This window comes from Kitasatospora sp. NEAU-CNBT7 (assembly GCF_057220535.1).
Genome location: NZ_JBXQQB010000028.1, coordinates 81502 through 108154, shown reverse-complemented (window position 1 = coordinate 108154; position 26653 = coordinate 81502). Strand labels below are relative to the sequence as shown.

Below are 26653 nucleotides of genomic sequence, written 5' to 3'. Positions count from 1 at the left end.
CCTGTACGCAAGACTTGATAGGAGTCGCTGAAACCATGGCGGTCTCAGTAACACTGCCCGCACTGGGCGAGAGCGTGACCGAGGGCACCGTCACCCGCTGGCTTAAGGCCGAGGGTGAGCGGGTGGAGATGGACGAGCCGCTGCTGGAGGTGTCGACCGACAAGGTCGACACCGAGATCCCGGCGCCGGCCTCCGGCATCCTGGCCTCGATCAAGGTCGGCGAGGACGAGACCGTCGAGGTGGGCGCCGAGCTGGCGATCATCGACGACGGCTCGGGCGCCCCGGCCGCCGCTGCCGCCCCCGTCGCGGAGGCCGCCCCGGCCCCCGCCGCCCCGGCCCCGGTGGCCGAGGCTCCCGCCGCCGCTCCCGCCGCCCCGGCTGCTCCGGCCGCCGCTCCGGCCGCGGCCGCGCCGGCCGCCGACGCCACCCCGGTCCTGCTCCCCGCCCTGGGCGAGTCGGTCACCGAGGGCACCGTCACCCGCTGGCTCAAGGCCGAGGGCGACACCGTCGAGGTCGACGAGCCGCTGCTGGAGGTGTCCACCGACAAGGTCGACACCGAGATCCCGTCGCCGGTCGCCGGTGTCGTGGTCAAGATCCTGGTCGGCGAGGACGAGACCGCCGAGGTCGGCGCCCAGCTCGCGCTGATCGGCGCGGCGGGCGCGGTCGCCGCCGCTCCGGCCCCGGCCGCTCCGGCTGCCCCGGTCGCCGCCCCGGCCCCCGTGGCCGAGGCTCCGGCTCCGGCTCCGGCCGCTCCGGTCGCCGCCCCCGCGCCGGTGGCCGCTCCGGCTCCGGTCGCCCCGGCTGCCCCGGTCGCCGCTCCGGCGCCGGTGGCTCCGGCCGCTCCGGTCGCCGCCCCGGCCGCTCCGGCCCCGGTGGCCCAGGCCGTGCCGGCCGCCGACGCCGGTGACGCCTACGTCACCCCGCTGGTGCGCAAGCTCGCCGCCGAGCAGGGTGTCGCGCTGTCCGCCGTCGCCGGTACCGGTGTCGGCGGCCGCATCCGCAAGCAGGACGTGCTGGCCGCCGCCGAGGCCGCCAAGGCGCAGGCCGCCGCCCCGGCGCCCGCTGCCGCGAAGGCCCCGGCCACCGTCGCCGCGGTCTCCCCGCTGCGCGGCACCACGGTCAAGATGTCCCGCCTGCGCTCGGTGATCGCCAAGCGCATGGTCGAGTCGCTCCAGGTGTCGGCCCAGCTGACCACCGTGGTCGAGGTGGACATCACCAACATCATGCGGCTGCGGGCCAAGGCGAAGGCCGGCTTCGAGGCCCGCGAGGGCGTCAAGCTGTCCCCGATGCCGTTCTTCGTGAAGGCCGCCACCGAGGCGCTGAAGGCCCACCCGGTCGTCAACTCCCAGGTGAACGAGGCCGAGGGCACCATCACCTACCACGGCGCCGAGCACGTCGGCATCGCGGTGGACACCGAGCGCGGTCTGCTGGTCCCGGTCATCCACGACGCGGGCGACCTCAACATCGCCGGCATCGCGAAGAAGACCGCCGACCTGGCGGCCCGTACCCGCGACAACAAGGTGACCCCGGACGAGCTGGGTGGTGGCACCTTCACCATCACCAACACCGGCTCGCGCGGTGCCCTGTTCGACACCCCGATCATCAACCAGCCGCAGGTGGCGATCCTGGGCATCGGTGCCGCTGTGAAGCGCCCGGTGGTCATCAACCACCCGGACCTGGGCGAGACGATCGCGGTCCGCGACATGGTCTACCTGGCCCTGTCGTACGACCACCGGATCGTCGACGGCGCCGACGCCGCCCGTTACCTGGGCACCGTCAAGGCCCGTCTGGAAGAGGGCGCCTTCGAGGGCGACCTCGGCCTCTGACGGTCACAGGCCCGACCGCCGGTGCCCCGCTCGTCCCCGGACGGGCGGGGCACCGGCGTCTGCGGCCGTTGGCCCGAACCGGGGAGCACGGGGTACCCGCCCCCGTGCGCCGCGAGTGCGTCGGCGGGGGTGAGCGAGGATGCTGGAGCGGTGATGTACGAGACGGACTTCTGGCAACTGATCGACGAGACCAGGGACGCGGCCGAGGGCGACCCGGACGACCAGGCGGACGCGCTGGTGGAGCGCCTGGCCCAGTTGACGCCCGATGACGTGATCGACTTCGCCCGGCTGTTCGAGGCGCGGTTCCAGCGCGCGTACCGGACCGAGCTGTGGGGCGCCGCGTACCTGCTGATGGACGGCGCCTCGGACGACGCCTTCGACTACTTCCGGTGCTGGCTGATCGGCCAGGGCCGGGAGGTGTTCGAGGGCGCCGTGCACGAGCCGGACGCGTTGGCGGACCTGGTGCCGGACTTCGACGAGGAGGAGGACGGCGACGCGGAGGACCTCGGGTACGCCGCCGACGAGGCGTACGAGGCGCTGACCGGACTGCCGCTGCCGGAGCTCGGGATGGAACAGCCGGACGGACCCGAGGGCGAGCCCTTCGACTTCGACGACCCCGAGATCATGGCGAAACGATTCCCCCGGCTGTGGGAGCGCTTCGGCGACTGAGCCCGCCCGGGGGCCGGTACCGGCCGGGTGGTCGCCCGGCCGGTGCCGCCGTGTCCCGGCCCCGGGCCGGTCAGGCGCCGCTGCCCGCGTCGGTGGACCGGATGCCGGCGACGATCTGTTCCAGCACCGCGGGCTTCGGCGCCAGCGGGTCGTCGTCCACGCCGCCGTGCAGCAGGACGAAACCGCCGCCCTCGGCCGGCGCCGCGATCAGCAGCACGTAGCCCTGCGCGCCCTGCTCGGGGGTGACGTACCAGCGCACCGCGTAGCTGTTCACCCCGGCGACCACGATCGGGCCGGAGTCGAGCTCGCGGTGGCCCAGCAGCTTGCCGAAGATCGCGGGGGCGTAGTTCGCCATCGCGGTCTCCGCGGCCGACTGGGCACCGGTGCCCTCCACCGCCTCGGCCTCGATCGAGAACTGCCCGCGCACGCACTGGCTGGACAGCCCGCAGTCGTAGGGCCCGCTGGTCGCGTGCATCGAGGCGGTCGCGGTGGCGTCCCGGGTGGTCCAGCCGTACGGCACGGTGATCCGCAGCGCGTGCACGGTGTCGGTGACGGCGGTGGCGGACCCGGTGCTCGGGGACGGGCTCGGGCGCTCACTCGGGCTGCGGGACGGGGACGGCGACCTGGTGGCCGGGCCGGAGGTCGACGAGGTGGGGGTCGGCGGCGGCGGGCCCGGGCCGTCGCCCCGGGTGAACGCGTACCCGATCGCGGCGGCGGCCACGAGCACCACGACGACCGCGATGCTGATGCCGATCACCAGGCCGTTGCGGTTGGGGCTCGGCGGCGGGCCCGGGTAGCCGTACCCGCCGCCGAGCGGGCCCTGCGGCGGGTAGCCGTACGCGGCCTGGCCGGGCGGGACGGCCGGGTCGGCCGCGGGCGGGGTGAAGGACGGGCTCCCCCAGGCCTGGGTCGGCGCGTCGGCGAGCTGCCCGGCCGTGGGCGCTCCGGCCTGGCGGACGTCGGCGGCCCAGGCGTTGCCGTCCCACCAGCGCTCCTGCGACGTCCCCGGGACGGGGTACCAGCCGGGAGGGATCGAATTGGTCACCCCGGCACGCTACCGGCCCCGGACCGGCCCGCGGCAGTGGAGACCCGGTCACGACTTGGCACCGTGCGCACGCCGTACCGGCAGGTCCGGCGAGGTGCCGACGGGCCGTCAGCACATCGTCCACGGAGGAGCCTTCCGCCGGCGCCCGCGGACCGCGCCGGGGCGGGCGGACCGGCGCGCGGACCGGCGCGCGGGGCAGCGCGCCCCGGCCGTCCGGGCGGTCCGGGCCTGCGAGGATGGAACCATGCGTATCGCGGTGACAGGCTCCACGGGACTGATCGGTTCGGCACTGGTCCGCTCGCTGCTGGCGGACGGGCACCGGGTCGTGCGGCTGGTACGGCGCAGGAGCCGGACCGGGCCGCAGCCGGACGGCACCGTCGGGGTGGGCTGGAACCCGCACCTGATGCAGGTCGACTCGGCCGGCCTGGACGGCGTCGAGGCCGTGGTGCACCTGGCCGGGGCCGGCGTCGGCGACCGGCGGTGGACCGAGTCGTACAAGCGGGAGATCCGGGACAGCCGGGTGCTGGGCACCGAGACCATCGCCGGGGCCCTGGCCGCGCTGAAGGAACCGCCGAGGGTACTGGTGAGCGGCTCGGCCGTCGGCTTCTACGGGCAGACCGGCGACCGGGTGATCGACGAGCGCGACCCGGCGGGCGGGGACTTCCTGGCCTCCGTCTGCGTGGACTGGGAGGCCGCGGCCCGCCCCGCCGAAGCCGCGGGGATCCGGGTGGTGCACCCCCGTACCGGCCTGGTGCTGGCGGGCGGGGGCGGCGCCGGCGCCCGGCTGCTGCCGCTGTTCAAGCTCGGGCTGGGCGGACGGCTCGGCTCCGGCGAGCAGTACTGGAGCGTCATCTCGCTGGACGACGAGGTGGCGGCGCTGCGCTTCCTGATCGACACCGCCGAGCTGAGCGGCCCGGTCAACCTGACCGGTCCCGAGCCGGTCACCAACCGGCGGCTGACCGAGGCGATCGGCCGGGTCCTCGGCCGGCCGACCACGTTCGCGGTGCCGCAGTTCGCCCTGGACGCGGTGCTCGGCGAGATGGCGGTGGAGGTGGCGGGCAGCCACCGGGTGGTGCCGCGGCGGCTGCTGGAGGCCGGGTTCGAGTTCCGGCACCGGGACCCGGAGTCGGTGGTCTGTGCCGCGCTGTAGCGCCGCGGAGGGCGTGCGGCGTGCGGCTGTGGTGCCGCGGAGGGTGCGCGGTGCGGCTGTGGCCCGAGGTGGGTGCGGTGCGGCTTCGGCTCGGCCTCGGCTCGGCGTGGGCCGGCGCAGTGGCGCCGCGGGCCGAGGGGCGGGCGGGGTCGGTGGTGCGCCGGGCGAAGGGCGGGTGGGCGAGGCGCTGCTGGTGGTGCCGGTGCCGCCGTGCCGGTGCGCGGATCGGACATCGGGGGGCGCACGGAGGCATACCGCAGGCGCGCCGCGCGCCCGTGGTGACCGCGCGCGCCCAAGGGCGCGCAAACCGTCCCCGGATCGCGCACACTCCGTGACCGTGCCCCCGTCAGGTGCCGCCACGCCCCTCCCGTGCCTCCTCATTTCACCTGATCCTTCTGTCTGATCAGGACATTGACGGGGCATCACGAGAACGGACCGGTTCCCGGCACGTCGCTGCCCGCTCGGCCGGAGTTCACCGGTCCGGACGCCCGGCCGCGGAGGCCACCGTCAGGGAGGAACACATCCGTGCCCGCATACGACTTCACCCGCCGCATCCGTCAGCCGTCGGACCCCGACGTCATCGTGGTCGGCGCCGGGCTCGCCGGCCTGGCGGCCGCCCGCGCGCTGACCGCCCGCGGCATCACCGTCCAGGTCCTGGAGGCCGCCGAGCAGCTCGGCGGGCGGATGGCCGCCCGCGAACTGGACGGCTTCCGGCTGGACCACGGCGGCCTGCTGCTCAACACCGATTTCCCGGAGCTGGCCCGCCGCTTCGACCTGGAACGGCTCGCGCTGCGCCCGCTCGCCCCCGGCCTGCTGGTGCACAGCGGCGGCCGCCGCCACCGGGTCGGCGGCCCGCAGCAGACCACCGCCCGGCAGGCCGCCTCGCGCGGCCCGCTCGGCAGCCCGCTGGACCGGGCCAGGCTCGCCGCCACCCTCGCCCGGCTGGCCGCGACGCCCGCCGCCCGGCTGCTGGCCCGCCCCGAGACCACCGCCGCCCGCGCCCTGGCCGACCGCGGCCTGTCCCCCCGGACCGTGGACGGCTTCCTGCGCCCGCTGCTCGGCGTCCTGCTCGCCGACCCCGCGCTCACCACCAGCAGCCGGGTCGCCGACCTGGTGCTGCGCAGCTACGCCCGGGGGCGGCTGTGCCTGCCCGCCGCCGGGGCGAGCGCGGTACCGGCGCAGCTGGCCGAGCACCTGCCGGCCGGCACGGTCCGGCTGGGGGTGAAGGTCACCGCCGTCGCCGCGGACGGCGTACAGACCGCGGCCCACGGCCGGATCGCCACCCGCGCGGTGGTGGTGGCCACCGACGCGCGGTCGGCGGCCGCGCTGCTCCCCGGTCTGCGGCTGCCCGGCTTCCACCCGGTCACCACGTACTACCACGTGGCGGACCGCTCGCCGATGGACGAGGCGCTGCTGCTGCTCGACGCCGACCGCGGCACCGGCCGCGGCGGGGTCTCGCACTCCCTGGTCCTCAGCGAGCTGGACCGCTCGTACGCCCCCGCCGGGCGGGCGCTGATCGCCACCACCGTGCTCGGTCGGCAGAGCTTCGACCCGGGCGGGCCCGCCGGGGAGGAGCCGGCCGTCCGGCGCAGGCTGGCGGAGCTGTACGGCACCGGGACGGGCGACTGGGAGTTCCTGAGCGTGCGGCACCTGCCGGACGCGGTGCCGGCCATGCCGCCGCCGCACAACGTCCGCCGCCCGGTGCGGCTGCTGGCCGGCCTGTACACCTGCGGCGACCACCGCGACACCAGCACCGTCCAGGGCGCGCTGGTCTCCGGCCGGCGGGCCGCCCAGGCGGTGCTCAGCGACCTGGGGGTGCCGACGGCGGAACGGGTGGCGGACGTGGCGGCTTAGCGGCCGTCACGGCGGGGTGACGCGCGGGCCGGGCCGGGGCGGGGGGCCGGTCGGCCCGGCCGTGGCGGGCCGGTGGAACGTTCTCGTACCGGGGGGTGCCGGGACGTTCCGCCGGACCGGCCGGGCGGGGCATGCCCGGTGGGCCCAGCGCCGCGTGCCAGTATGCCGATATGAGTAGTAGTCGGACATTTCGCACCGGCGGCGGCGAGCCGTGAGCGCGGCCGACATCCAGACCCAGGCCCTGATCCTGGTCCCGGCCTGTGCCGTGGCCGCGCCCCTGCTCGCCGACCGGCTGCGCCGACGGCTGGCGGTGCCGACGGTGGTGTTCGAGATCGTCCTGGGGGTGCTGATCGGCCCCGACGTACTGGGCTGGGCGAGCGTGGGCGACTTCCTCGGCGCGCTCTCCGAGTTCGGCTTGGCGATGCTGATGTTCCTGGCCGGGTACGAGATCGACTTCGCCCGGCTGCGCGGCGGCCCGCTGCGCCGGGCCGGCGCCGCCTGGCTGCTCTCGCTCACCGTGGCGCTGGTCTTCGGCGCCCTGCTCAACGGCGATCCGCTGAACGGCGCCTTCACCGGGCTGGTGTTCACCACCACGGCGCTGGGGACCATCCTGCCGATCCTGCGCGACTGCGGGGCGCTGCCGACGCCGTTCGGCTCGATGACGATGGCCACCGGCGCGGTCGGCGAGTTCGGGCCGATCATCGCCGTCGCGGTCCTGCTCAGCGGGAACAGCCCGGCCCGGTCGGCCGTGATCCTGGGCGCGTTCGCGGTGGTCGCCGTCACCGCCGTCGGCCTCGCGCGCCGGCCGCGGCCGGCCTGGGTCGGCCGGGTGATGCGGCGCACCCTGCGCACCTCCGGACAGTTCGCCGTGCGCACGGTGATCCTGGTGCTCGGCACCATGGTCGCGGCCGCGGTGTGGCTCGACCTCGACATGCTGCTCGGTGCCTTCACGGCCGGGATCGTCTCCCGGCTGCTGATGGCGGGGGCCGCCGAGGCCGAGCGGGAGGTGGTGGACGCCAAACTGGAGGCGATCGGCTTCGGCTTCCTGGTGCCGGTGTTCTTCGTGGTCAGCGGGATGGAGTTCGACCTGGAGTCACTGCTCCACCAGCCGCGCACCCTGCTGCTGGTCCCGGTCTTCCTGCTGTGCTTCGTGGTGGTGCGCGGGCTGCCGGCCGCCCTGCTCGCCCCCGACCTGCCGCACCGCGACCGGGCCGCGCTCGGGCTGTACGCCGCCACGGCCCTCCCCCTGGTCGTGGTGATCACCACCATCGAGGTGGACGACGGCCACCTGCAGTCCTCCACCGCCGCGGCGCTGGTCGGCGCCGGGCTGCTCTCCGTCCTGCTGCTGCCGCTGCTCGCCCAGCGGCTGCGCGGCCGGACGGCTCCGCCCGAGCCACCGGCCGACGGCCCCCGGGTGCAGGCCGAGAGCTGGTGACGCCGGGCGGGGCGCGGCCACCGGGAGCGGCAGCTCCCGCCTCGGGGTCCGGGCTCCGCCCGGAGCGCGCCCGGGTGGGCCGACCGACCGCGCCGTGGCGCGGGCCTGCGGCGCTCCTGCCGCACCCCGGGGCACCCGGCGCGCAGCCCGTACGCCCCGGCAGCGACCGCCCGGCGCACGGCAACGCCTGCCGGCCCCCGCGGGCACCGCCGCCCGTACGGCGTCCGGGGGCGCCCGGCGGGCCGGCCCCGCCGCAGAGACGTACCGCTGGGACGTGCCGCAGGACTCGTCCTCGCCGCACAGCCACCGCACGAACGTCGCCGCCGTGATCGCCCGGCCGGCCGGGGGCAGCCGCCGGACCGGGGCGCCGCAGGGCGCGCACCCGCCCGCCCGGCCACCGCGGACCGTGGGCCGCGCGCCGTCAGATCACCCCCGACTGGCGGGCGGCGTCCTCGAAGGCGCGCACCGCCGGGTGGCTGCGGTACGGGGCGAGGCGGCGGTGGAAGTCGCGCAGGTACTCGACGGTGCGGGCGGAGCGCATCTCGCCGGCGGCGCGCAGCGCGTCGGTGGCCATGCCGCAGGCCTCCTCGGCCTCGCCCATGCCGAGCCGGGCGGAGGCCAGCACCAGGCGGCAGAGGATCCGGCTGCGGGCGTAGGCGGGCCCGCGCAGCCGTAGCGACTTCTCGGCGTGCTGGGCGGCGGGCCGCCACTGCTGGAGGTCGCGGTAGCAGTGTGCGAACTCGTCGGCGAGCTGCGCGTCGTCGAAGTACCGGGCCCAGGAGGGGACTTCGTCGCCCGTGCGGCCGGTGGCGAGGGCCCGCTCGCAGCGCACCAGCGCGGTGGTGCAGGAGCGGACGTCGCCGAGCAGGGCGTGGCCGCGGGCCTCGGCGGCGTGCATCAGCGCCTGCACCACGGGCACCGCGGTGGTGCCGACGCCCTGCTGGGCGACCCGGGCGAGCTGGATCGCCTCCCGGGCGTGCCCGAGGTGGACGGCCTGCTGGCTCATGGTGGTGAGGATGAAGCCGCCGAGCACTCTGTCCCCCGCCGCCTGGGACAGCCGCAGTGCCTGGACGAAGTAGCGCTGGGCCAGCCCGTGCGCGGCGATGTCGAACGAGGTCCAGCCGGCCAGCCTGGTCAGGTCCGCGACGGCGCTGAACAGGGCTCGGCCGACCGGTTCGCCGTAGCGGCCGCGCAGCATCGGCTCGGCCTCGCTCTCCAGGTAGCGGACCAGCGCCTGCCGGGCGTGGCCGCCGCCGTACGCCTGGTCGAGGGCGCGGAAGAGGTCGCCGACCGCGCGGATGGCCGCGATGTCGCCCCGGCCGACCCGGACCTGCGGCCGGTGGTCGCGGGTGGTCTCGGCCTGCTCCGGCCCGGCCGCGGGCGGCCGGCGGCTCTGCTGCGGCACCCGGGCCTGCTGGGGCACCCGGGGTGCGGCGCCCGGCAGCCCGGCCCTGGCGGCGGCCGGCTCCGGGCGTCCGTCGGCGGTGTCCGGGGCGGGCGGCGCCGAGCCGTCCCGGGCGACCCGCTCGTCGGTGCGGCCGATCAGCCAGTCCCGGCTGGGTACCACCAGGCCGGCCGGGGTGAAGGCGATCTTGCGCAGTTCGGCGTACGGGCCGTTGTCCTTGCGCCACATGGACGCGACGATGTCGACGGCCTCCTGCGGCGTCTCGGCGAACTCGAGCCCGGCGTAGACCGGGGCGCAGGCGTCCAGGCCGGCGTCCTGCGCGGTCAGCCGGCGGCCGAGCCGACGGGTGAAGACCTCGGCGATCAGCGCGGGGGTCGCGCCGCGCGGCTGCTGGCCGCGCAGCCAGCGGGTCACCGAGGTCTTGTCGTAGCGCAGGTCGAGCCCGTGCTCCAGGCCGAGCTGGTCGACCCGCCGGGCGAGGCCGGCGTGCGAGAAGCCGGACTCCTCGATGAGCGCCGCGAGCTGAGGGTTCTGGGTCCGGACGGGACCCCCGGCCGGGTCGGCCGGGGGCACCGCGGCGGCGGGCCCGGCGGGCACCTGCGCGGCGGCCCCGTCCGGCACGTCGTGCGGGTCGTGCAGGTCGAGCGGATCGAGCGCTCCGTACGCCGGGCTGTCGGTTGCAGGCCGTTGGGGCATGTCTGTCAACACCTCTCGAGCGCCGCACCGGATCCCCCCGGTGCTCGGGGCGGCGCCCCTGTCGGGAATCGGCGTGAATGTAGCGAGCATTCGGGCGCTATGGGCGGATCTGGGCGGGCAATCCTCCGAACGGGTGATGCATTGGCGTCCGTTGTGGGGAAGCTCCGGCCCGGCGTGTTTGGGTTGGGGGTCGGCTGTCCCGAATTGCCGCACATGGCGCGGCCCCCCATGCGGGCCTCACGCGCTATGGCGGCCGGGCACATAGGAGTGCGGGCCCGCCCTTCCTACCGTTCTCGGCCATGGACACCACTTCCGCGCCGCCCTCGCTCGGCGGCCGCACCGCCCTGGTCACCGGGGCCGCCTCCGGCATCGGCCGGGCCTGCGCCGAGGCGCTCGCCGCGGCCGGCGCCCGGGTGTACGTCGTCGACCTCAGCGCGGGCCCGGCCGGGGAGTTGGCCGCGCGGATCGGCGGGACGGCCGTGGTCGCCGACCTGGCCGACCCCCGCGCCGTGGAAGCGCTGCCCGACGACGCCGACATCGTGGTCAACAACGCCGGCCTGCAGCACATCGCGCCGCTGCACGAGTTCCCGCCGGAGCGGTTCGCCGAGATCCAGCGGGTGATGGTGGAGGCGCCGTTCCGGATCCTGCGCCGCACCCTGCCGCACATGTACCGGCAGGGCTGGGGACGGATCGTCAACATCTCCTCCGTGCACGGGCTGCGGGCGAGCCCCTACAAGTCCGCGTACGTCACCGCCAAGCACGCCCTGGAGGGGCTGAGCAAGACGGCGGCGCTGGAGGGCGCCCCGCACGGCGTCACCAGCAACTGCGTCAACCCGGCCTACGTCCGCACGCCGCTGGTGGAGCGGCAGATCGCCGCCCAGGCCACCGCCCACGGCATCCCCGAGGACGAGGTGGTCGAGCGGATCATGCTCGACCGGACCGCCGTCAAGCGGCTGATCGAACCCGCCGAGGTGGCCGCACTGGCGCTCTGGCTGTGCTCCCCCGCCGCCGCATACATCACCGGCGCCAGCCTGCCCGTCGACGGCGGCTGGACCGCGTACTGACCCCCGTCCCGTCCCGCCCCACCCGTCCCCGCCCAGCCACCCAACCCCCCGAGGTGACCCCGATGGCCAGCTCCCCCGACGACGCGAGAAACGGCTCCCGGCTCTGGAAGGTGGTCGGTGCCAGCCTGATCGGCACCACCATCGAGTGGTACGACTACTTCCTCTACGGCACGGCCGCGGCCCTGGTGTTCGGCAAGGTCTTCTTCCCCAACAGCGACCCGCTGACCGGCACCCTGCTCTCCTTCCTCACCTACGCGATCGGCTTCGCCGCCCGCCCGCTCGGCGCCCTGGTGTTCGGGCACTTCGGCGACCGGATCGGCCGCAAGCGGCTGCTGGTGCTGAGCCTGCTGCTGATGGGCGGGGCGACCACGCTGATCGGCTGCCTGCCGACGTACCGCCAGATCGGGGTGGCCGCACCGCTGCTGCTGACCGCGCTGCGGCTGGTCCAGGGCTTCGCGCTGGGCGGCGAGTGGGGCGGCGCGGTGCTGCTCGTCTCCGAACACGGCGACCAGCGGCGGCGCGGCTTCTGGGCGTCCTGGCCGCAGGGCGGCGCCCCGGCCGGCAACCTGCTGGCCGCCGGGGTGCTCTCGCTGCTGACCACCGTGCAGAGCGACGCCGACTTCCTCGCCTGGGGCTGGCGGATCCCGTTCCTGCTGTCCGCGCTGCTGGTGATGGTCGGGATGTGGATCCGGCTGTCGGTGGACGAGTCGCCGCTGTTCAAGCAGGCGCTGGCGGCCGCCGAGGCGCGCGGCCGCGAGGAGCGGCCGCCGCTGGTCGCCGTCCTGCGCGACCACTGGCGGGACGTGCTGGTGGCGATGGGCGCCCGGATGGCCGAGAACATCTCGTACTACGTGATGACCACCTTCGTGCTGGCGTACGCCGTCGGCCACGTCCACGTGCCCAAGCAGACCGCGCTGAACGCCGTCCTGATCGGCTCGGCGATCCAGTTCGCCCTGATCCCGGTCTTCGGCGCACTCTCCGACCGGGTCGGCCGCAAGCCCGTCTACCTGGTCGGCGCGGTCGGGGTCGGGGTCTGGGCGTTCGTCTTCTTCGGGCTGGTCGACACCAAGGACTTCGGCTCGCTGGTGCTGGCCGTCACCGTCGGCCTGGTCTTCCACAGCGCGATGTACGCCCCCCAGGCGGCCTTCTTCTCAGAGCTGTTCGCCACCCGGATGCGGTACTCCGGGGCGTCCATCGGCGCCCAGTTCTCCTCGGTGGCCGCCGGCGCCCCCGCGCCGCTGATCGCCACCGCGCTGCTCAAGGACTACGGCAGCGCCACCCCGATCGCCGTCTACGTCGCCATCGCCGCCGCGGTCACCGTCCTCGCCGTGCTGTGCGCCCGCGAGACCCGGGGCCGCGACCTGGCCGCGATCGAGCCCTCCGGCCCGGCCGGGGACCGCGCGGCGGGGCAGGCGGTCACCGTCTGAGCCCCCGTACGGCCCGGCGCGCTCCGCCATCCGCGCCGGGCCGTTCCGCCCTCCACCGAGAACTGGCACGATGTCCCGCACCATGGACCACCCCGACACCAGCTCCGTACCCGGCGCCCGGGCCCCGGAGGCCACCGCGGCCCCGGCCCTGCGCCGGCTGCTCGACCTGCTGGCCACCGGCGCGGCCACCGAGGACTTCGCCGCGGTGCTCGCGGACGCCCGCCGCCGCGGCGCCCCGCCGCAGGTCCTCGCCGAGATCGACGACGCCACCTGGCAGGCCCTGCGGGTGCACCGGACCCTGCGTCAGCACCGCCGCCGGGAGACCGAGCTGACCGCGCTCTTCGACACCGCCGGCGACCTCGCCGCCTCCCGCGACCTGGACTCCGTCCTGCAGGCGATCGTCCGCCGGGCCCGGATGCTGCTGGGCACCGACACCGCCTACCTGACCCTGCCGGACGAGGCCGCCGGCGACACCTACATGCGGGTCACCGACGGCTCGGTCTCCGCGCTCTTCCAGCACCTGAGGCTCAGCCTCGGCGACGGACTCGGCGGCCTGGTCGCCCAGACCGCCCGCCCGTACGCCACCCCCGACTACCGCACCGACGGACGGTTCCGCCACACCGGCCGGATCGACGCCGGGGTGCTGGACGAGGGCCTGGTCGCGATCATCGGCGTCCCGCTGCTGCTCGGCGGCCGGGTGATCGGCGTGCTGTTCGCCGCCGACCGTTCGGCCCGCACCTTCTCCCCGGACGAGGTGGCCCTGCTGTGCACGCTGGCCGCGCACGCCGCCATCGCCCTGGACACCGCCGAGTCACTCGCCGGGACCCGCGCCGCCCTGGCCGAACTGGCCGGCGCCAACGAGGTCATCAAGGCCCACGCCGCCGCCGTCCAGCGCGCCGAGCAGGCCCACGACCGGCTGACCGACCTGGTGCTGCGCGGCGCCGAGGTGGCGGACGTGGCGGCCGAGGTCGCCGCCCTGCTGGGCGGCGAGGTCGCGGTGCACGACAGCGAGGGCCGCCCGGTCACCGGCCGCCCGGCCGCCGCCGAGGACCTGGCCCGGGCGCTCGCCGCCTCCCGCGGCGAGGCCCGCGCGGTCCGGCACGGGGACGGCTGGGTCTGCGCCGTCCTGGCCGGCCAGGAGCTGCTCGGCGGCCTGGCCCTGCTCGGCCGCCCCGACCTCGACGACGCCGACCGGCGGATCTTCGAACGCGCCGGGGTCGTCACCGCCCTGCTCCTGCTGCTGCGGCGGTCCGTCGCCGAGACCGAGAACCGGATCCGCGGCGAACTGCTCACCGACCTGCTCACCGCCCCCGACCGCGATCCCGCCGGCCTGACCGCGCGCGGCCGCCGGCTCGGCGTCGACCTGGCCCGCCCCCACCTGGCGCTGGTCGCCGACACCACCCCGGACGGCCGGACCAGGCTGGCCGGCGCCGCCGCCCGCCACCTCTTCGGCTCCCGCGGGATCAGCGCCGAGCACGGCGAGGCCGTCGTCCTGCTGCTCCCGGAGGACGGCACCGCCCCCGGCCGGGTCGCCCGCGACACCGCCGACCGGCTGGCCCGGCTCACCGGCGCCCCGGTGACCGTCGGCGTCGGCCGCCCGGCCACCGGGCCCGCCGCACTGGCCGCCGCCCACGCCGAGGGGGTGCGCTGCGTCCGGGCGCTGCGGGTGCTCGGCCGGGAGGGCGACGGTGCCTCGGCGGCCGACCTCGGCTTCCTCGGGGTCCTGCTCGGCGACGGCCACGAGGTGGACGCGTTCGTCACCGGCGCGCTCGGCCCGCTGATCGACTACGACGCACGGCGCGGCACCGAGCTGGTGCGCACCCTGCGGGCGTACTTCGACAGCGGCGGCAGCCTCACCCGCGCCAAGGACCAGCTGCACGTCCACGTCAACACCGTGGTCCAGCGCCTGGACCGGGTCGAGGCACTGCTCGGCCCGGGCTGGAACCACCCCGAGCGCGCCCTCGAGCTGCACCTCGCGCTGCGCCTGCAACTGCTCGCCGCCCCCTGAGCCCCGACCGCGCTCCCCACCGTGGACCCCGCGCCTTGAAGGGTGCCGCGGCCCGGGGCGTACAGTGACGAGGTTGGTCTCGAACGCCTGGCAAGGAGCAGCGGTGAGCGAGCGGATACGGTTTGTGCGGTTGGGCACCGGTGAGGCTGCGGTGCCGTACCAGGAGGCCTGGGCCGAGCAGCAGCGGCTGCACGCGCTGCGGGTGGCGGACGAGATCCCGGACACCGTGCTGCTGCTGGAGCACCCGCCCGTCTACACGATGGGCAAGCGCACCAACCCGGCCGACCTGCCGCTGGACGGCACGCCGGTGGTGGAGGTGAACCGCGGCGGTGAGATCACCTGGCACGGCCCCGGCCAGCTGGTGGGCTACCCGATCGTCAAGCTGCCGGACCCGATCGACGTGGTGGCGTACGTGCGCCGGCTGGAGGAGGCGCTGATCCGGGCCTGCGCCGAGTTCGGCGTGGACACCACCCGGATCGAGGGCCGCAGCGGGGTGTGGAAGCTCGGCGCGGAGATCCCGGACGCGGTGGTCGACCCGTCCCAGGTGGTGGAGATCGGCAAGCTGACGCTGCGGATGGGCCTGCCGCTGGGGATCGACCCGCGGCTGGCCGGGCCGGAGTACGCGCCCTCCAACGCCGGTCAGCGCGGCGACGACCGCAAGCTGGCGGCGATCGGCGTCCGGGTGGCGCGCGGGGTGACCATGCACGGGTTCGCGCTCAACTGCGACCCGGACATGACCTGGTTCGACAAGATCGTGCCGTGCGGGATCCGGGACGCCGGGGTGGGCTCGGTCAGCTCCGAGCTGGGCCGGGACTTCACCGTGGCCGAGGCACTGCCCGCGGTCGAACGGCACCTGTCGGCGGTCCTCGCCGAGCTTCCGGAACCCGCCCTCACCCGCTGAGGTAGGGAATCCAGACCGGGTTCCGGTTGTTGCCCTGCGATTGCAGGGCCGGGCCCGGCACAACCGATGAATGCACAGGCGTACCCTGGGGGTACCCCGTCTAGTCCTAGGAGTCGCACGTGTCCGCTGTCGCACCCGACGGCCGGAAGCTCCTCCGCCTCGAGGTCCGGAACGCCGAGACCCCCATCGAGCGGAAGCCCGAGTGGATCAAGACCCGGGCGAAGATGGGCCCGGAGTACAACGCACTGCAGTCGCTGGTGAAGAAGGAGGGGCTGCACACGGTCTGCCAGGAGGCCGGCTGCCCCAACATCTTCGAATGCTGGGAGGACCGCGAGGCGACCTTCCTGATCGGCGGCGACCAGTGCACCCGCCGCTGTGACTTCTGCCAGATCGACACCGGCAAGCCCGCCGACTTCGACCGGGACGAGCCGCGCCGGGTCGCCGAGTCGATCGTCACGATGGACCTCAACTACGCCACCATCACCGGCGTCGCCCGCGACGACCTGCCCGACGGCGGCGCCTGGCTGTACGCCGAGACCGTCCGCCAGGTGCACGCGATGACCGCGGAGCGCCAGGCCGGCCGGACCGGTGTCGAGCTGCTGATCCCGGACTTCAACGCGGTGCCCGAGCAGCTGGCCGAGGTCTTCTCGTCCCGGCCCGAGGTGCTGGCGCACAACGTCGAGACGGTGCCGCGGATCTTCAAGCGGATCCGCCCGGCGTTCCGGTACGAGCGTTCGCTGGACGTCATCACCCAGGCGCGTGCCGCCGGGCTGGTGACCAAGTCCAACCTGATCCTGGGCATGGGCGAGACCCGCGAGGAGGTCAGCCAGGCGCTGGCCGACCTGGTCGGGGCCGGCTGCGAGCTGATCACCATCACCCAGTACCTGCGGCCGTCGCTGCGCCACCACCCGGTCGAGCGCTGGGTGAAGCCGCACGAGTTCGTGGAGCTGCAGCAGGAGGCCGAGGAGCTGGGCTTCGCCGGTGTGATGTCCGGCCCGCTGGTGCGCTCCTCGTACCGCGCCGGGCGGCTCTACCGGCAGGCGCTGGAGCACCGCGCGCAGGCGGCGGTCTGAGTTTCGCCGCTCCGAGTTTCGTCCGATGATGGGGCGGGTCCGGTCGGGCCCGCCCCGTCGCCGTGTCCGGGCCCGTCCGGCGTGCCCGCAACACGCCGACGGGCCCGGTCTTCATCGGCCTTTGACGCCGAGGTCACCGGTCGGCAACACCGGTGGGCCACCATGAACGGTGTCGGATCCACCTCGACAGCTACGGGAGCGCGCGAGATGCAGGCAGGAATCGGAGCGGTACGGACCGGCCGGGGCATCGGCCGGGTCCGCTCGGTCGGGGACGCGGTGCGGCTGGCGGAGCGCGCACTGCTGGGCGGCGCGCGGCGCAACGCCTGGTCGGCGGTGTGCGAGAACCGGCGGTACGCGGCCGACCGGGTGCAGGACGCGGCGCCGTCCGCCGCGGCCGGCGGGGCCGCCCGGCGGGTCTGACCCCCGGCGGGGGCCCGGTGGGCGGCGGGCCGGCGGCCCGGGGAACGCCACGCGGCGACCGGCCGGGGGAAGACGCAGGTCACGAACCGGCACCGCCCTTGGATATCCCGTACCTGCCACACGTACCATGGCCGGTATGGCGAGGGAATCATCCGTGAACCCCGGGCGGCTGCAGCAGATCCGCACGGCGTACCAAATGACCAAGAAGGTCGACACCAAGATCGGCCTGATCATCGGAGGCATCGGCCTCCTCACCTTCGGCGTGTTCCTCGCCATCGGTTTCCTGATCGGTCACCCCATCTACCTGGGCATCCTGGGCTTCATCGTGGCGTTCCTGGCCATGGCGATCGTCTTCGGCCGCCGGGCGGAGCGGGCGGCCTTCGGGCAGATGGAGGGCCAGCCCGGCGCGGTCGCGGCGGTGCTGGACAACATCCGCCGCGGCTGGAGCGCCAACACCACGCCGGTCGCGGTGACCCGCAACCAGGACGCGGTCTACCGGGCGGTCGGCCGCGCGGGCATCGCGCTGATCGGCGAGGGCAACCCGAACCGGGTCCGGCCGCTGCTGGCGTCCGAGAAGCGCAAGATGGCCAAGGTCGTCGGCGACGTCCCGGTGCACGACATCATGGTCGGCAACGGGGAGGGTGAGATCCCGCTGAAGAAGCTGCAGATCCACCTGATGCGGCTGCCGCGCGCCATCACCCCCGGCCAGGTCACCGAGACCAACGACCGGCTGCGCGCGCTGGGCGACCTGCTCTCCAAGGCGCCGATCCCCAAGGGCCCGATGCCCAAGGGTGCCCGGATGCCCAAGGGCGGCCAGGCCCGCTGACCCCGCCTGCTTCGTTTGACACCACGGCCCCGCCGCGAGAGATCGCGACGGGGCCGTTCGACGTCCGCTCGGCGGTTCGGTGTCCGCAGCCGTTCGGTGCCCGCAGCCGCTCGACGTCACCAGCCGTTCGGCGTCCGCGGCCGGGTGGTGGCGCGGTGGACGGGGCGGGCGCGGTGGATGCGGGGTGGACGCGGTTCAGGCGCGGATCTCCACCGTGCCGACCGCCTTGTCGTGCAGGCCGCGGGTGTCGCGGTCCCAGACCAGGGCGGGCACCAGCAGGCAGAGCAGCAGCGTGCGCAGCAGGATCTGCGGGATGGTGGCCCGGCCGCCGTCCAGGCGGACCACCCGCAGGCCGAAGATCCGCTTGCCGACGGTGAAGCCGGCCGTGGCCAGCAGCAGCACCGTGACGACGTAGAACAGCGGGGTGGTCCACAGATTGGCCGCCGCCTGGTCACCGCGGGCGATCAGCCCGTACGCGACCAGGCTGACCAGCCAGCCGTCGACGAACAGCGCGCCGATCCGGCGGCCGGGCCCGGCGATCGAGCCGGGGCCCTCCTTGGGCAGACCGAGGCGCTCGCCGCGGTACCCGAAGTCGGCGCCCATCCGCTCGGCGGCGGCCTTCGGCCCGTCGATCCACGATCCCAACGCTTCTCTGGTATCCACGAATCCACAGTATCCGGACCGGTCGGGCGATCTTCGGCACCCTCCCCCCGCAGGGGTGAATCCGTGTCGGCCGGACCCCGCAAGTGGTCTGGACCACTCATGGGTCACCGGCCCGCCGGAGGCTGCGTTTTGTCCGGAACCGTACGGCTTTGCCGCCCGGCACGGCGGTCCGGTTAACATTCAGGAAACGGTGGAGTCACCGGCCGGAAACGGCCCAGCTCTAACGTGAGCCGCCCTAGGGCGCCACCAGACCGCACGCTGAGGAGGATGGATGTTCACCAACGCCGACGAGGTGAAGCAGTACATCGCCGACAACGACATCAAGTTCGTCGACGTCCGGTTCTGCGACCTGCCGGGCGTCATGCAGCACTTCTCGGTACCCGCGGCGACCTTCGATCCGTCCGAGACCCTGATGTTCGACGGCTCGTCGATCCGCGGCTTCCAGGCCATCCACGAGTCCGACATGGCACTCGTGCCGGACCTGGCGACCGCCCGGCTGGACCCGTTCCGGACCGAGAAGCACCTCAACATCAACTTCTTCATCCAGGACCCGATCACGGGCGAGGCCTACAGCCGCGACCCGCGCAACGTGGCCAAGAAGGCCGAGGCGTTCCTGGCCTCCTCCGGCATCGCCGACACCGCGTACTTCGGGCCGGAGGCCGAGTTCTACGTCTTCGACTCGGTGCGCTTCGAGACCAGCGCCAACGCCTCGTACTACCACATCGACTCCGAGGCCGGCGCCTGGAACAGCGGCTCCGCCGAGGGCGACGCACGCGGCTACAAGGTCAAGTACAAGGGCGGGTACTTCCCGATCCCGCCGGTCGACCACTTCGCCGACCTGCGCGCGGAGATGTCGCTGGAACTGGCCAAGGCGGGCCTGGAGGTCGAACGCCAGCACCACGAGGTCGGCACCGCCGGCCAGGCCGAGATCAACTACAAGTTCAACACCCTGCTGCACGCCGCCGACGACCTGATGCTGTTCAAGTACATCATCAAGAACGTCGCGTGGCGCAACGGCAAGACCGCCACCTTCATGCCCAAGCCGATCTTCGGCGACAACGGCTCCGGCATGCACGTCCACCAGTCGCTGTGGACCGAGGGCTCGCCGCTCTTCTACGACGAGCAGGGCTACGCGGGGCTGTCCGACACCGCCCGCTACTACATCGGCGGCCTGCTGCGGCACGCCCCCTCGCTGCTGGCCTTCACCAACCCGTCGGTGAACTCCTACCACCGCCTGGTGCCCGGCTTCGAGGCCCCGGTCAACCTGGTCTACTCGCAGCGCAACCGCTCCGCCGCGATCCGGATCCCGATCACCGGCTCCAACGCCAAGGCCAAGCGCATCGAGTTCCGCGCGCCCGACCCGGCGTCCAACCCGTACCTGGCCTTCGCCGCGATGCTGATGGCCGGCCTGGACGGCATCAAGAACAAGATCGAGCCGCTGGAGCCGGTCGACAAGGATCTGTACGAGCTCGCCCCCGACGAGCACGCCGCCGTCCCGCAGGTGCCCGCCTCGCTCGGGGCCGTGCTGGAGGCGCTGGAGGCCGACCACGAGTACCTGCTCGCGGGCGGGGTGTTCACCCCCGACCTGATCGAGACCTGGATCGACTTCAAGCGCACCAACGAGATCGCCCCGATCGCACTGCGGCCGCACCCGCACGAGTTCGAGCTGTACTACGACCTGTAGAACCCCTCCGATCTGCGGGGGCGCGGCTCGACCGCCGAGCGTCTCCGCCGGCCGGAACCTCTCCGACCGGCGGGGACGCCGGACGGCCGGCCCGCGCACGGCGCTGTGCCGTGGCTGCTCAAGTGCCCCCGGGCCGATGGCCGGTGGAGTGCTCGAGGTACCGGGCCGTCATCAGGTGGGAGAAGCCCATGATGGTCTCCTGCGGGCTGACGCCGGTGGCGCCCGGCAGGACGCTCGCGTCGCACAGCCGCAGGTTGGTGAAGCCGTACGGGCGTCCCTGGGCGTCGCACACCCCGCCCAGGGCGGGTGGGCCCATCCGGCAGGACGCCATGGCGTGGACCGAGATCAGGTCCCAGCTCTCGGGCCGGGCCTGCCGTGCGAAGTCGGCTGCCTGGGCGGCGCCGGTCAGGCTGGTGGGTGCGGGCGGCAGCAGTTCGACCGCGCCGGCCTCCAGGAGGAGCTCCGCGGTGTGCCGGAAGGCGGAGCGCAGGAGGTCCCGGTCGTTCCCGGTCAGGCGGTGCCGCAGGACCGGACCGAGGCCCGGTACCGCCAGCAGCCGTGCGGTGCCCTGGACGCTCACCTGGGTCGTGTAGACCGCGATCCGGTCCAGCTGGGCCAGCATCCGGTCGACGGTCCCGGCCGGATGGGCAGCCAGCGCCGCGGCGAGCGACCCCGGGGTGAGGTTCCCGGGCATCACCCGCACACCCCGGTCCGCGAACTCCTGCAGTTGCGCGGTGAAGATGGTGCCCTCGGTGGCGCGGACCGACTCGTCGAACCGCGCCACCGTACGGAAGTTGACGTGGAACGCGATGGCCCGGCCCGGGCCGCGTCCGCCGATGGCGCTGCGCCGCAGCAGCAGGGCGCTGCCGATCGGACCCGCGGCCAGGAACACCGTCCGCGGGAGGTAGCGCAGTCGCCGGCCGTCGTGCAGGGCGTGCACGGCCGTGACCCGGGTGCCGTCGTGTTCCAGCCGGACGACCCGGGTGTCGGGCTCGATGACCGCCGCGAGCCGTTCGGCGGCGGGCAGGTAGCTCACCAGCATGCTCTGCTTGGCCCCGGTGGGGCAGCCGGTGACGCAACGGTTGGCGTGCCGGCAGCCCCGTACCGCCCTGCGGGCCGGTGCCCAGCGCCAGCCGAGTCGGTCGGCCGCCTGGGCGAGCAGCACCGAGTCGCGGTTTCCCTCCCCGGGCAGCTGGTCGATGACACCCAGACGCCGCTCCGCCTCGGCCAGGTGGGGGGCGAGATGGTGGGACCGGAAGCCGTCGACGCCGGCGGACGCCCAGCACTCCAGCAGGTGTTCGGGCGGACGCCAGAGCAGCCCTCCGTTGAGCACGGTGGTTCCCCCGACGCAACGCCCCTCCCCGAAGGGGATGGTGGGTGCGCCGTGGAGGGGCACCAGGCCGCCCTGGCGGTAGAGCAGGCGCAGGTTCTCCGCCGGGGACGCCCGGGTGATCCGCGCCTGCGGGACCCGCGGGCCCTCCTCGAGGACGCGGACCTCCCGGCCCGCGCCGGCGAGTTCCAGGGCGGCGGTGCTGCCGCCGGCGCCCGAGCCGATCACCAGGGCGTCGCAGTGGACGGTGCGTACGTTGCTGGTCATCCGGACTCCTGTCGCGCCGTGGTGGAGGGTCCGTCCAGGGCGCCGTGCAGGGCCAACGCCAGGCTCACCCTGAGCAGTTCGGCGCACCCGGGCACCGTGGACAGCCGGTCGGCGACCCGTTGCGGACGGTCCCGGTCCGGGGCGCCCCGGAGCGGGCCCGTCGGGTCCGCGAGGGCGGCGGCCACCGGGAACACCCGCATCAGCAGGGCGAACACCAGGCGGTACGCCTTCGGGAGGGCGGCGAAGGTGGCGGCCGTGTGCCGGACCGCCGCGGCCTGGCGGGACGGTTCGGACAGGGCCGTGCAGCGCCCCGCCCAGAGCGGCGGGAGCCCGGCGGAGCGTATCCGCCGTTCCCACCCCCGCAGACGACGGTGCTCCCGCGCGCTGCGGAACCCGTCGGCGGGCGGTGCGGGACGGGCCGCCGGGGAGCTCATGCGGTGGCCTTCTCCCTGACCAGGCCCGCCAGGAGGCGGGGCATTCCCTTGGCCAGTACCGCGTCCAGGGCTTCCAGGAAGAGGTCGACGTCGGAGTCCTCGGCCACCAGGGGAGGCGCGGCGATCAGGGGGAGGTCGTGGTTGGAGCCGTAGTAGGTGAGCACACCGTGGTCGCGGTAGAGGGCGGCGACCACGGCAGCGGTGGCCAGCTTGGCCCCGGCCTGCGGGTCGCGCGCGAAGGAGGACGGCAGCAGTCGCAGCGCGTGGTCGAGGGCGGCCGGACCGTGGCGCAGGACGACGCCCTGGAGGGCACCGGCGCCGCGCACCTCCGCGATCGCGCGCGGATGGCCGGCGGCGAGGGCGGTGAGGCCGCGGCGCAGCCGTTCGCCGAGGCGGCGGGCCCTGGCGGGGTAGTCGTCCTCGACCGCGATCGCCACGGCCTCCAGCGCGGTGGCCGTCTCCTCGCCGAACCCGTAGTAGGTGGTGCTGTGCAGGGTGGCGTCGGGGAGCGAGTCGTAGGCCCTGCGGAAGACGGGTTCCCTCGCCACGTAGCCGGAGATGGAGGCCTTGCCGCCGCCGAAGGACTTGGAGGTGGTCACCACGTCCGGGACCAGACCGGGGTGGCGCATGAAGTGGAAGAGCGAACCGGTCTTGCCCCAGGAGGTGTAGACCTCGTCGAAGATCAGGACGATGTCGTGCTCGGTGCACAGCCGGCGCGCCTCGCGCAGGAAGTCCTCCGAGCACTCGCGGAGGCTGGAGGCGCTGAAGGGTTCCAGGACCAGCGCGTAGACGTCGCTGCCGCCCTCGGGCGTGGTGTGCCGCTCCAGGGCCAGTTCGAGGGAGCGGAGGTCGTCGAAGGCGAAGGCGTCCGTGCCGGGGATCCGCGGGAAGGTGAAGTGCACCTCCGGCGAGCTGGTCAGGCTCCCGGCGCCGAGCAGCTTGCCGTGGAAGGCGATGTCGGAGTGCAGGACGGTGCCGCGGTGGCCGCGGTGGTACTTGTAGGCCATCTTGAGGGCGCCCTCGACGGCCTCCGCGCCCGAGTTGGGGAAGTAGCTGACCTCGAGGTCCGCGGGCAGCAGCTGGGCCAGGTTGTGCCCGAGCGCGGCGACGTACGGGGAGAAGTAGTTCTTGTGCACCTCCATGCGCTGCAGCTCCTGGAAGCGCCGGCGGGCGGCCAGGATGCGGGGGTGGTTGTGGCCGTGGTTCAGGACGCCGATCCCGCCGGTGAAGTCCAGGACCCGCCGCCCGTCGCGCAGGGTGATCCAGCAGCCCGAGGCGCTGTCCACGACATCGCGGCCGAATCCGAAGGCGGAGAGCAGCGACACCTGGCCCCGGCTGACGTGGCGGCGGTAGAGCTCGTGCACCCGCGCGATGGCCATCCGCTCGCAATCCTCGGTGCTGATCAGGGAGTTCATGGCGTCCACTCCTCGGGGGCGGTGCTGGGCGCGGTGCTCGGCGCCGTTCTGGGGGCGGTACCGGGGCCGGTACCGGGGGCGGTGCGCATCCGGTCGGCGATCAGGCGGCCGACGTGCCGCCCCTGCCGCACGGCGTAGTTGGTGCCCCGGTCCTGGGGGTAGACCTGGGCCATGCTGGCCAGGTAGAGCCCCGGCACGTCGGTCTCCACCGCCGGGATGCGGTCGGAGTAGTGCGGGGTGATCACCGGCTGGGCGTGATCGGCCCGCCAGACGTGGTAGCGCCGGACCCAGTCGCGCCGGAACTGCGGGAACATCCGGCTCAGGTACGGAAGGCTGGCGCGGAAGACCGCGTCGTCGTCCATCCGGTACAGCTCGGCGCTGGTCGGGAGGTAGGCGGACAGGTAGACCAGGTGACTCCCGGCGTAGGCGTCGGAGGCCTCCAGGTTGGTGTGCTCGATGACGCCGACGTAGGGGAACGACGGGTCGGTGACGTTGAGCCAGTAGGTGTCCGACAGGGACCGGTCGGTCTGCAGCACCAGGCACAGATTGGCGAGGTAGGGGATGTCGGACAGCCGCCGGCGGACGGCGGGCACGTCCGGATGGGGCGGCGGTCCCGCGGCGGGGGCGAGGAAGCCGGCCAGCAGGTCCGGTGCCGTGGTGGCCAGAACCCGCCGGGCGGGCAGGACGCCGCTCCCGGTGCGGACCCCGCACACCCCGTGGGCGTCGGTGAGGACCTGCCGTACCGGGGTGTCCGTGCTGATCCGGACTCCCAACCCGGAGAGGCGCGACACCCACGCGTCCAGCAGGGCGGCGCAGCCACCCTGCAGGTAGTAGAGGACCTCGCGGCCGCTGTTCGACCGGCTGCCACCGCGCAGGTGGAGCTTGGTCCACATCCAGGTGGCGCCGACCTCGGTCGCGTACTGGCCGAACTTGCCTTCCAGCAGCGGCCGCCAGACCGTCTCGTAGACCTTCGGCCCGCTCAGCTGCAGCAGCCACTCGCGGGCCGTCAGGTCCTCCAGGTCCCGCCAGTGCTTCACCTGGTGGGCACGGACCGCGGACCAGCCCAGCCGGACCCGGTCGGGCAGCGGGAGGGGGGCGAAACGCAGCACGTCCCACGGGCTCGACAACCGGTACACCGAGTTCGCGTAGTAGACACCGGTCCGGGTCAGGTGCGGCTGCAGCAGGTGGGAGCAGCCGAGTTCCGCGCACAGCCCCCGGACCTCCAGATCGGAGGAGAACCAGTGGTGGTAGAAGCGTTCCAGCCGGGCTCCCCCGACCTCGAACGACCCCGCCAGGCCGCCGACGTACGGGTCCCGCTCCAGCACCCGGCAGGCCACCCCGGCCAGGGCGAGCTCGTGGGCGGCGGCCAGGCCGGTGAACCCGCCGCCGATCACCAGGACCTCGTCGCCGGACGGCGGGGCCGGGGTTCGGCCGTTCTGCCGCGCCGGGCCCGCCACCGGACGGCCCACGACGCCGGTCACGAGGCCGCCGCCCGATCGTCGGGGCCCGCCGGGCCCACGGCGGCTCGGGAGGACGCGGATGCCACGGGAGTCCCCGTTCTCGCCGCCCGCGCCGCGGACCGGCCAGGCACGCTCTGCCGGACCAGGTACGCGGGACGGCCGCGCGTCTGGTCGTACTCCTGGAACACGTAGTCCGCCAGCACGCCGAGGCACAGCAGTTGGACGCCCAGTGCCCAGGCGCCCTGCGACGCCCTGCGGCCGATCAGGGGGCCGGCGACCGCCGCGCCCAGGACCGGGGCCGCGGCCAGGACCGGGAGCCGCGCGGGAAAGGCGGAGCAGCTCATCAACGCCTGGTGAGCGAGGGCGAGCTGACGGCGGATGCCGTACTTGGACTGTCCGGCCGGGCGGGGCCGGCGGACGTACTCCACGGTGGTCTCGGGGAAGCCGGCCCAGCTGATCTGGCCGCGGAGGAAGAGCCGGCGCTCGGGGAGGGTCGCGACCAGGTCGACCACACTGCGGTCCAGCAGCCGGAAGTCACCGGTGTCCCTGGCCACGGGCTGGTCGGCCAGCACGTCCAGGACCCGGTAGAAGAGGTAGGCGGACCCGCGCTTGGACCAGGACTCGCCCTGCCTGCGGGTCCTGCGGGCGGACACCACGGGCCAGCCCTGCCGCCACCGCTCCACCAGTTCGGGGACCACCTCGGGTGGGTCCTGCAGATCCGCGTCGATCATCACCACGGCGTCGCCGGCCGCCGCCCGGAGCCCCGCCAGCAGTCCGCACTGGTGGCCGAAGTTCCGGCTGAACCGCACCAGGTGGACCCTGGGGTCGGCGGCGGCCAGCTCCCGCAGCACCTCCCAGGTACGGTCCGTGCTGCCGTCGTCCACGAGGACCAACTCGTGGTCGCAGCCGACCAGACGGCCCATCACGGCGGTCAGCCGCTCGTAGGTCGCGGGCAGGACGGCCTCTTCGTTGAAACACGGGACCACGACGCTGATCAGGTACCGCGGACCGAGCCCCGATGCCGCACTGTTCTCGGACATCGCTGCTCCCTTCGCATCCTCCGGCGGTGTTCCGTCCGAAGGCGATAGGTGGGGGAGGTGTGGAAGGTCTGGGCGGCGCAGGCAGTGCCTCGCGCGCCGGCATCGGAGGCGCCCTCCGCCCGGCTGCGACGCGCAGGTGCAACGCGCAGCGGCATCGCGCAGCGGCCGAGGGACTCCGGTTGATCACTGATGTCAGGGGAGGGTGGCGTTCCGTCCCACCGAAGGGGACGCCGCCACACGCGGGGAGCTCATCGGAACCGCCGCCGGCGATTCAGGCTCCCAGAGGACCCTAGCACCGCGCCGGGCTCTCGTCCTGCCGAGTCAGCCGCTGACCTGGCTCGATTCGTGCACGTGTGAATTTCCGGGCAGGCGGCCGCCCAACGGCGGGACAGCGGGCGCCCGGGGCACCGGAGCCGGGCCGTTCCCGCCCGCCCGGCCGGGCGACCGGAGCGGCGCCGTTCCGGTTGCCCCGGTCGTCGCGAAGCGGACATCATCGAGGTTGGAGCCGGTCGCCCCGGCGAGCGTCGGATCCGATCCGAAAAGGCGATCGGACGGGCGATC

Annotated in this window: 21 protein-coding genes; 13 read left to right on the top strand and 8 right to left on the bottom strand. The window is 74.5% G+C overall.

Features of this window, described 5'->3' with window-relative positions; genetic code table 11:
• Nucleotides 1-35 precede the first annotated feature (35 nt).
• Both sucB and AC2TEW_RS29300 read left to right on the top strand, forming a co-directional pair.
• On the top strand, nucleotides 36-1826 hold the full coding sequence (gene sucB, locus AC2TEW_RS29305) for a 2-oxoglutarate dehydrogenase, E2 component, dihydrolipoamide succinyltransferase (protein WP_484626379.1): 1791 nt from the start codon (nucleotides 36-38) through the stop codon (nucleotides 1824-1826).
• A gap of 153 nt (nucleotides 1827-1979) precedes the next feature.
• Nucleotides 1980-2495, top strand: coding sequence for a DUF4240 domain-containing protein (locus tag AC2TEW_RS29300; RefSeq protein ID WP_484626378.1), 516 nt, complete (start codon nucleotides 1980-1982; stop codon nucleotides 2493-2495).
• Nucleotides 2496-2565: 70 nt separating this feature from the next.
• Here the strand turns inward: AC2TEW_RS29300 and AC2TEW_RS29295 are convergent, their stop codons facing one another.
• Complete coding sequence (locus AC2TEW_RS29295; protein WP_484626377.1) at nucleotides 2566-3540, bottom strand: DUF2510 domain-containing protein; 975 nt, start codon at nucleotides 3538-3540, stop codon at nucleotides 2566-2568.
• 244 nt (nucleotides 3541-3784) lie between these two features.
• Between AC2TEW_RS29295 and AC2TEW_RS29290 the strand changes: the two genes are divergently transcribed.
• The 3 genes from AC2TEW_RS29290 to AC2TEW_RS29280 all read left to right on the top strand — a co-directional run bounded on the left by AC2TEW_RS29290 (nucleotide 3785) and on the right by AC2TEW_RS29280 (nucleotide 7979).
• On the top strand, nucleotides 3785-4690 hold the full coding sequence (locus tag AC2TEW_RS29290) for a TIGR01777 family oxidoreductase (RefSeq protein WP_484626376.1): 906 nt from the start codon (nucleotides 3785-3787) through the stop codon (nucleotides 4688-4690).
• A gap of 525 nt (nucleotides 4691-5215) precedes the next feature.
• On the top strand, nucleotides 5216-6544 hold the full coding sequence (locus tag AC2TEW_RS29285) for an FAD-dependent oxidoreductase (RefSeq protein WP_484626375.1): 1329 nt from the start codon (nucleotides 5216-5218) through the stop codon (nucleotides 6542-6544).
• A 211-nt stretch (nucleotides 6545-6755) separates the two neighbouring features.
• Complete coding sequence (locus AC2TEW_RS29280; protein WP_484626374.1) at nucleotides 6756-7979, top strand: cation:proton antiporter; 1224 nt, start codon at nucleotides 6756-6758, stop codon at nucleotides 7977-7979.
• A gap of 421 nt (nucleotides 7980-8400) precedes the next feature.
• Here AC2TEW_RS29280 and AC2TEW_RS29275 read toward each other — a convergent pair whose 3' ends face one another.
• Nucleotides 8401-10080: an NsdA family TPR-like regulatory protein gene (locus AC2TEW_RS29275; RefSeq protein WP_484626373.1), complete on the bottom strand. Its 1680-nt coding sequence runs from the start codon at nucleotides 10078-10080 to the stop codon at nucleotides 8401-8403.
• Between the two features lie 299 nt (nucleotides 10081-10379).
• Here AC2TEW_RS29275 and AC2TEW_RS29270 point away from each other — a divergent pair, with 299 nt between their 5' ends.
• The 7 genes from AC2TEW_RS29270 to AC2TEW_RS29240 all read left to right on the top strand — a co-directional run bounded on the left by AC2TEW_RS29270 (nucleotide 10380) and on the right by AC2TEW_RS29240 (nucleotide 17799).
• Nucleotides 10380-11144 carry a 3-hydroxybutyrate dehydrogenase gene (locus AC2TEW_RS29270; protein ID WP_484626372.1) on the top strand — a complete coding sequence of 255 codons (765 nt, stop codon included), beginning with the start codon at nucleotides 10380-10382 and terminating at the stop codon, nucleotides 11142-11144.
• 62 nt (nucleotides 11145-11206) lie between these two features.
• A complete protein-coding gene (locus AC2TEW_RS29265; protein ID WP_484626371.1) occupies nucleotides 11207-12571 on the top strand; it encodes an MFS transporter in 1365 nt (454 codons plus the stop codon).
• Nucleotides 12572-12641: 70 nt separating this feature from the next.
• Nucleotides 12642-14579 carry a helix-turn-helix domain-containing protein gene (locus AC2TEW_RS29260; RefSeq protein WP_484626370.1) on the top strand — a complete coding sequence of 646 codons (1938 nt, stop codon included), beginning with the start codon at nucleotides 12642-12644 and terminating at the stop codon, nucleotides 14577-14579.
• 103 nt (nucleotides 14580-14682) lie between these two features.
• Nucleotides 14683-15480 (top strand): lipoyl(octanoyl) transferase LipB, encoded by a 798-nt coding sequence (lipB, locus tag AC2TEW_RS29255; protein ID WP_484626369.1) that lies wholly within the window; start codon nucleotides 14683-14685, stop codon nucleotides 15478-15480.
• 119 nt (nucleotides 15481-15599) lie between these two features.
• On the top strand, nucleotides 15600-16553 hold the full coding sequence (locus AC2TEW_RS29250) for a lipoyl synthase (RefSeq protein WP_033817828.1): 954 nt from the start codon (nucleotides 15600-15602) through the stop codon (nucleotides 16551-16553).
• A 207-nt stretch (nucleotides 16554-16760) separates the two neighbouring features.
• Nucleotides 16761-16973, top strand: a complete 213-nt coding sequence (locus tag AC2TEW_RS29245) for an SCO2195 family GlnR-regulated protein (protein ID WP_484626368.1) — start codon at nucleotides 16761-16763, stop codon at nucleotides 16971-16973.
• A 136-nt stretch (nucleotides 16974-17109) separates the two neighbouring features.
• Nucleotides 17110-17799: a DUF4191 domain-containing protein gene (locus AC2TEW_RS29240; protein ID WP_033817826.1), complete on the top strand. Its 690-nt coding sequence runs from the start codon at nucleotides 17110-17112 to the stop codon at nucleotides 17797-17799.
• 195 nt (nucleotides 17800-17994) lie between these two features.
• Here AC2TEW_RS29240 and AC2TEW_RS29235 read toward each other — a convergent pair whose 3' ends face one another.
• Complete coding sequence (locus AC2TEW_RS29235; protein ID WP_033822818.1) at nucleotides 17995-18462, bottom strand: RDD family protein; 468 nt, start codon at nucleotides 18460-18462, stop codon at nucleotides 17995-17997.
• Nucleotides 18463-18733: 271 nt separating this feature from the next.
• Between AC2TEW_RS29235 and glnA the strand changes: the two genes are divergently transcribed.
• Complete coding sequence (gene glnA / locus AC2TEW_RS29230; protein WP_033822819.1) at nucleotides 18734-20146, top strand: type I glutamate--ammonia ligase; 1413 nt, start codon at nucleotides 18734-18736, stop codon at nucleotides 20144-20146.
• A gap of 118 nt (nucleotides 20147-20264) precedes the next feature.
• On the opposite strand, the gene AC2TEW_RS29225 is transcribed toward glnA, so the two are convergent.
• The 5 genes from AC2TEW_RS29225 to AC2TEW_RS29205 are packed head-to-tail and all read right to left on the bottom strand — an operon-like array spanning nucleotide 20265 to nucleotide 26092.
• Complete coding sequence (locus AC2TEW_RS29225; RefSeq protein WP_484626367.1) at nucleotides 20265-21743, bottom strand: GMC family oxidoreductase N-terminal domain-containing protein; 1479 nt, start codon at nucleotides 21741-21743, stop codon at nucleotides 20265-20267.
• Entirely contained in the window at nucleotides 21740-22177 is a 438-nt protein-coding gene (locus AC2TEW_RS29220; protein ID WP_484626366.1) for a hypothetical protein, read from the bottom strand. Before AC2TEW_RS29220 ends, AC2TEW_RS29225 begins: the two co-directional genes overlap by 4 nt.
• Nucleotides 22174-23592, bottom strand: coding sequence for an aspartate aminotransferase family protein (locus AC2TEW_RS29215; protein ID WP_484626365.1), 1419 nt, complete (start codon nucleotides 23590-23592; stop codon nucleotides 22174-22176). Before AC2TEW_RS29215 ends, AC2TEW_RS29220 begins: the two co-directional genes overlap by 4 nt.
• Complete coding sequence (locus tag AC2TEW_RS29210; protein ID WP_484626364.1) at nucleotides 23589-25073, bottom strand: NAD(P)/FAD-dependent oxidoreductase; 1485 nt, start codon at nucleotides 25071-25073, stop codon at nucleotides 23589-23591. The genes AC2TEW_RS29215 and AC2TEW_RS29210 overlap by 4 nt, the downstream gene beginning before the upstream one ends.
• Nucleotides 25070-26092: a glycosyltransferase family 2 protein gene (locus tag AC2TEW_RS29205; protein ID WP_484626363.1), complete on the bottom strand. Its 1023-nt coding sequence runs from the start codon at nucleotides 26090-26092 to the stop codon at nucleotides 25070-25072. The genes AC2TEW_RS29210 and AC2TEW_RS29205 overlap by 4 nt, the downstream gene beginning before the upstream one ends.
• Nucleotides 26093-26653: the final 561 nt, after the last annotated feature.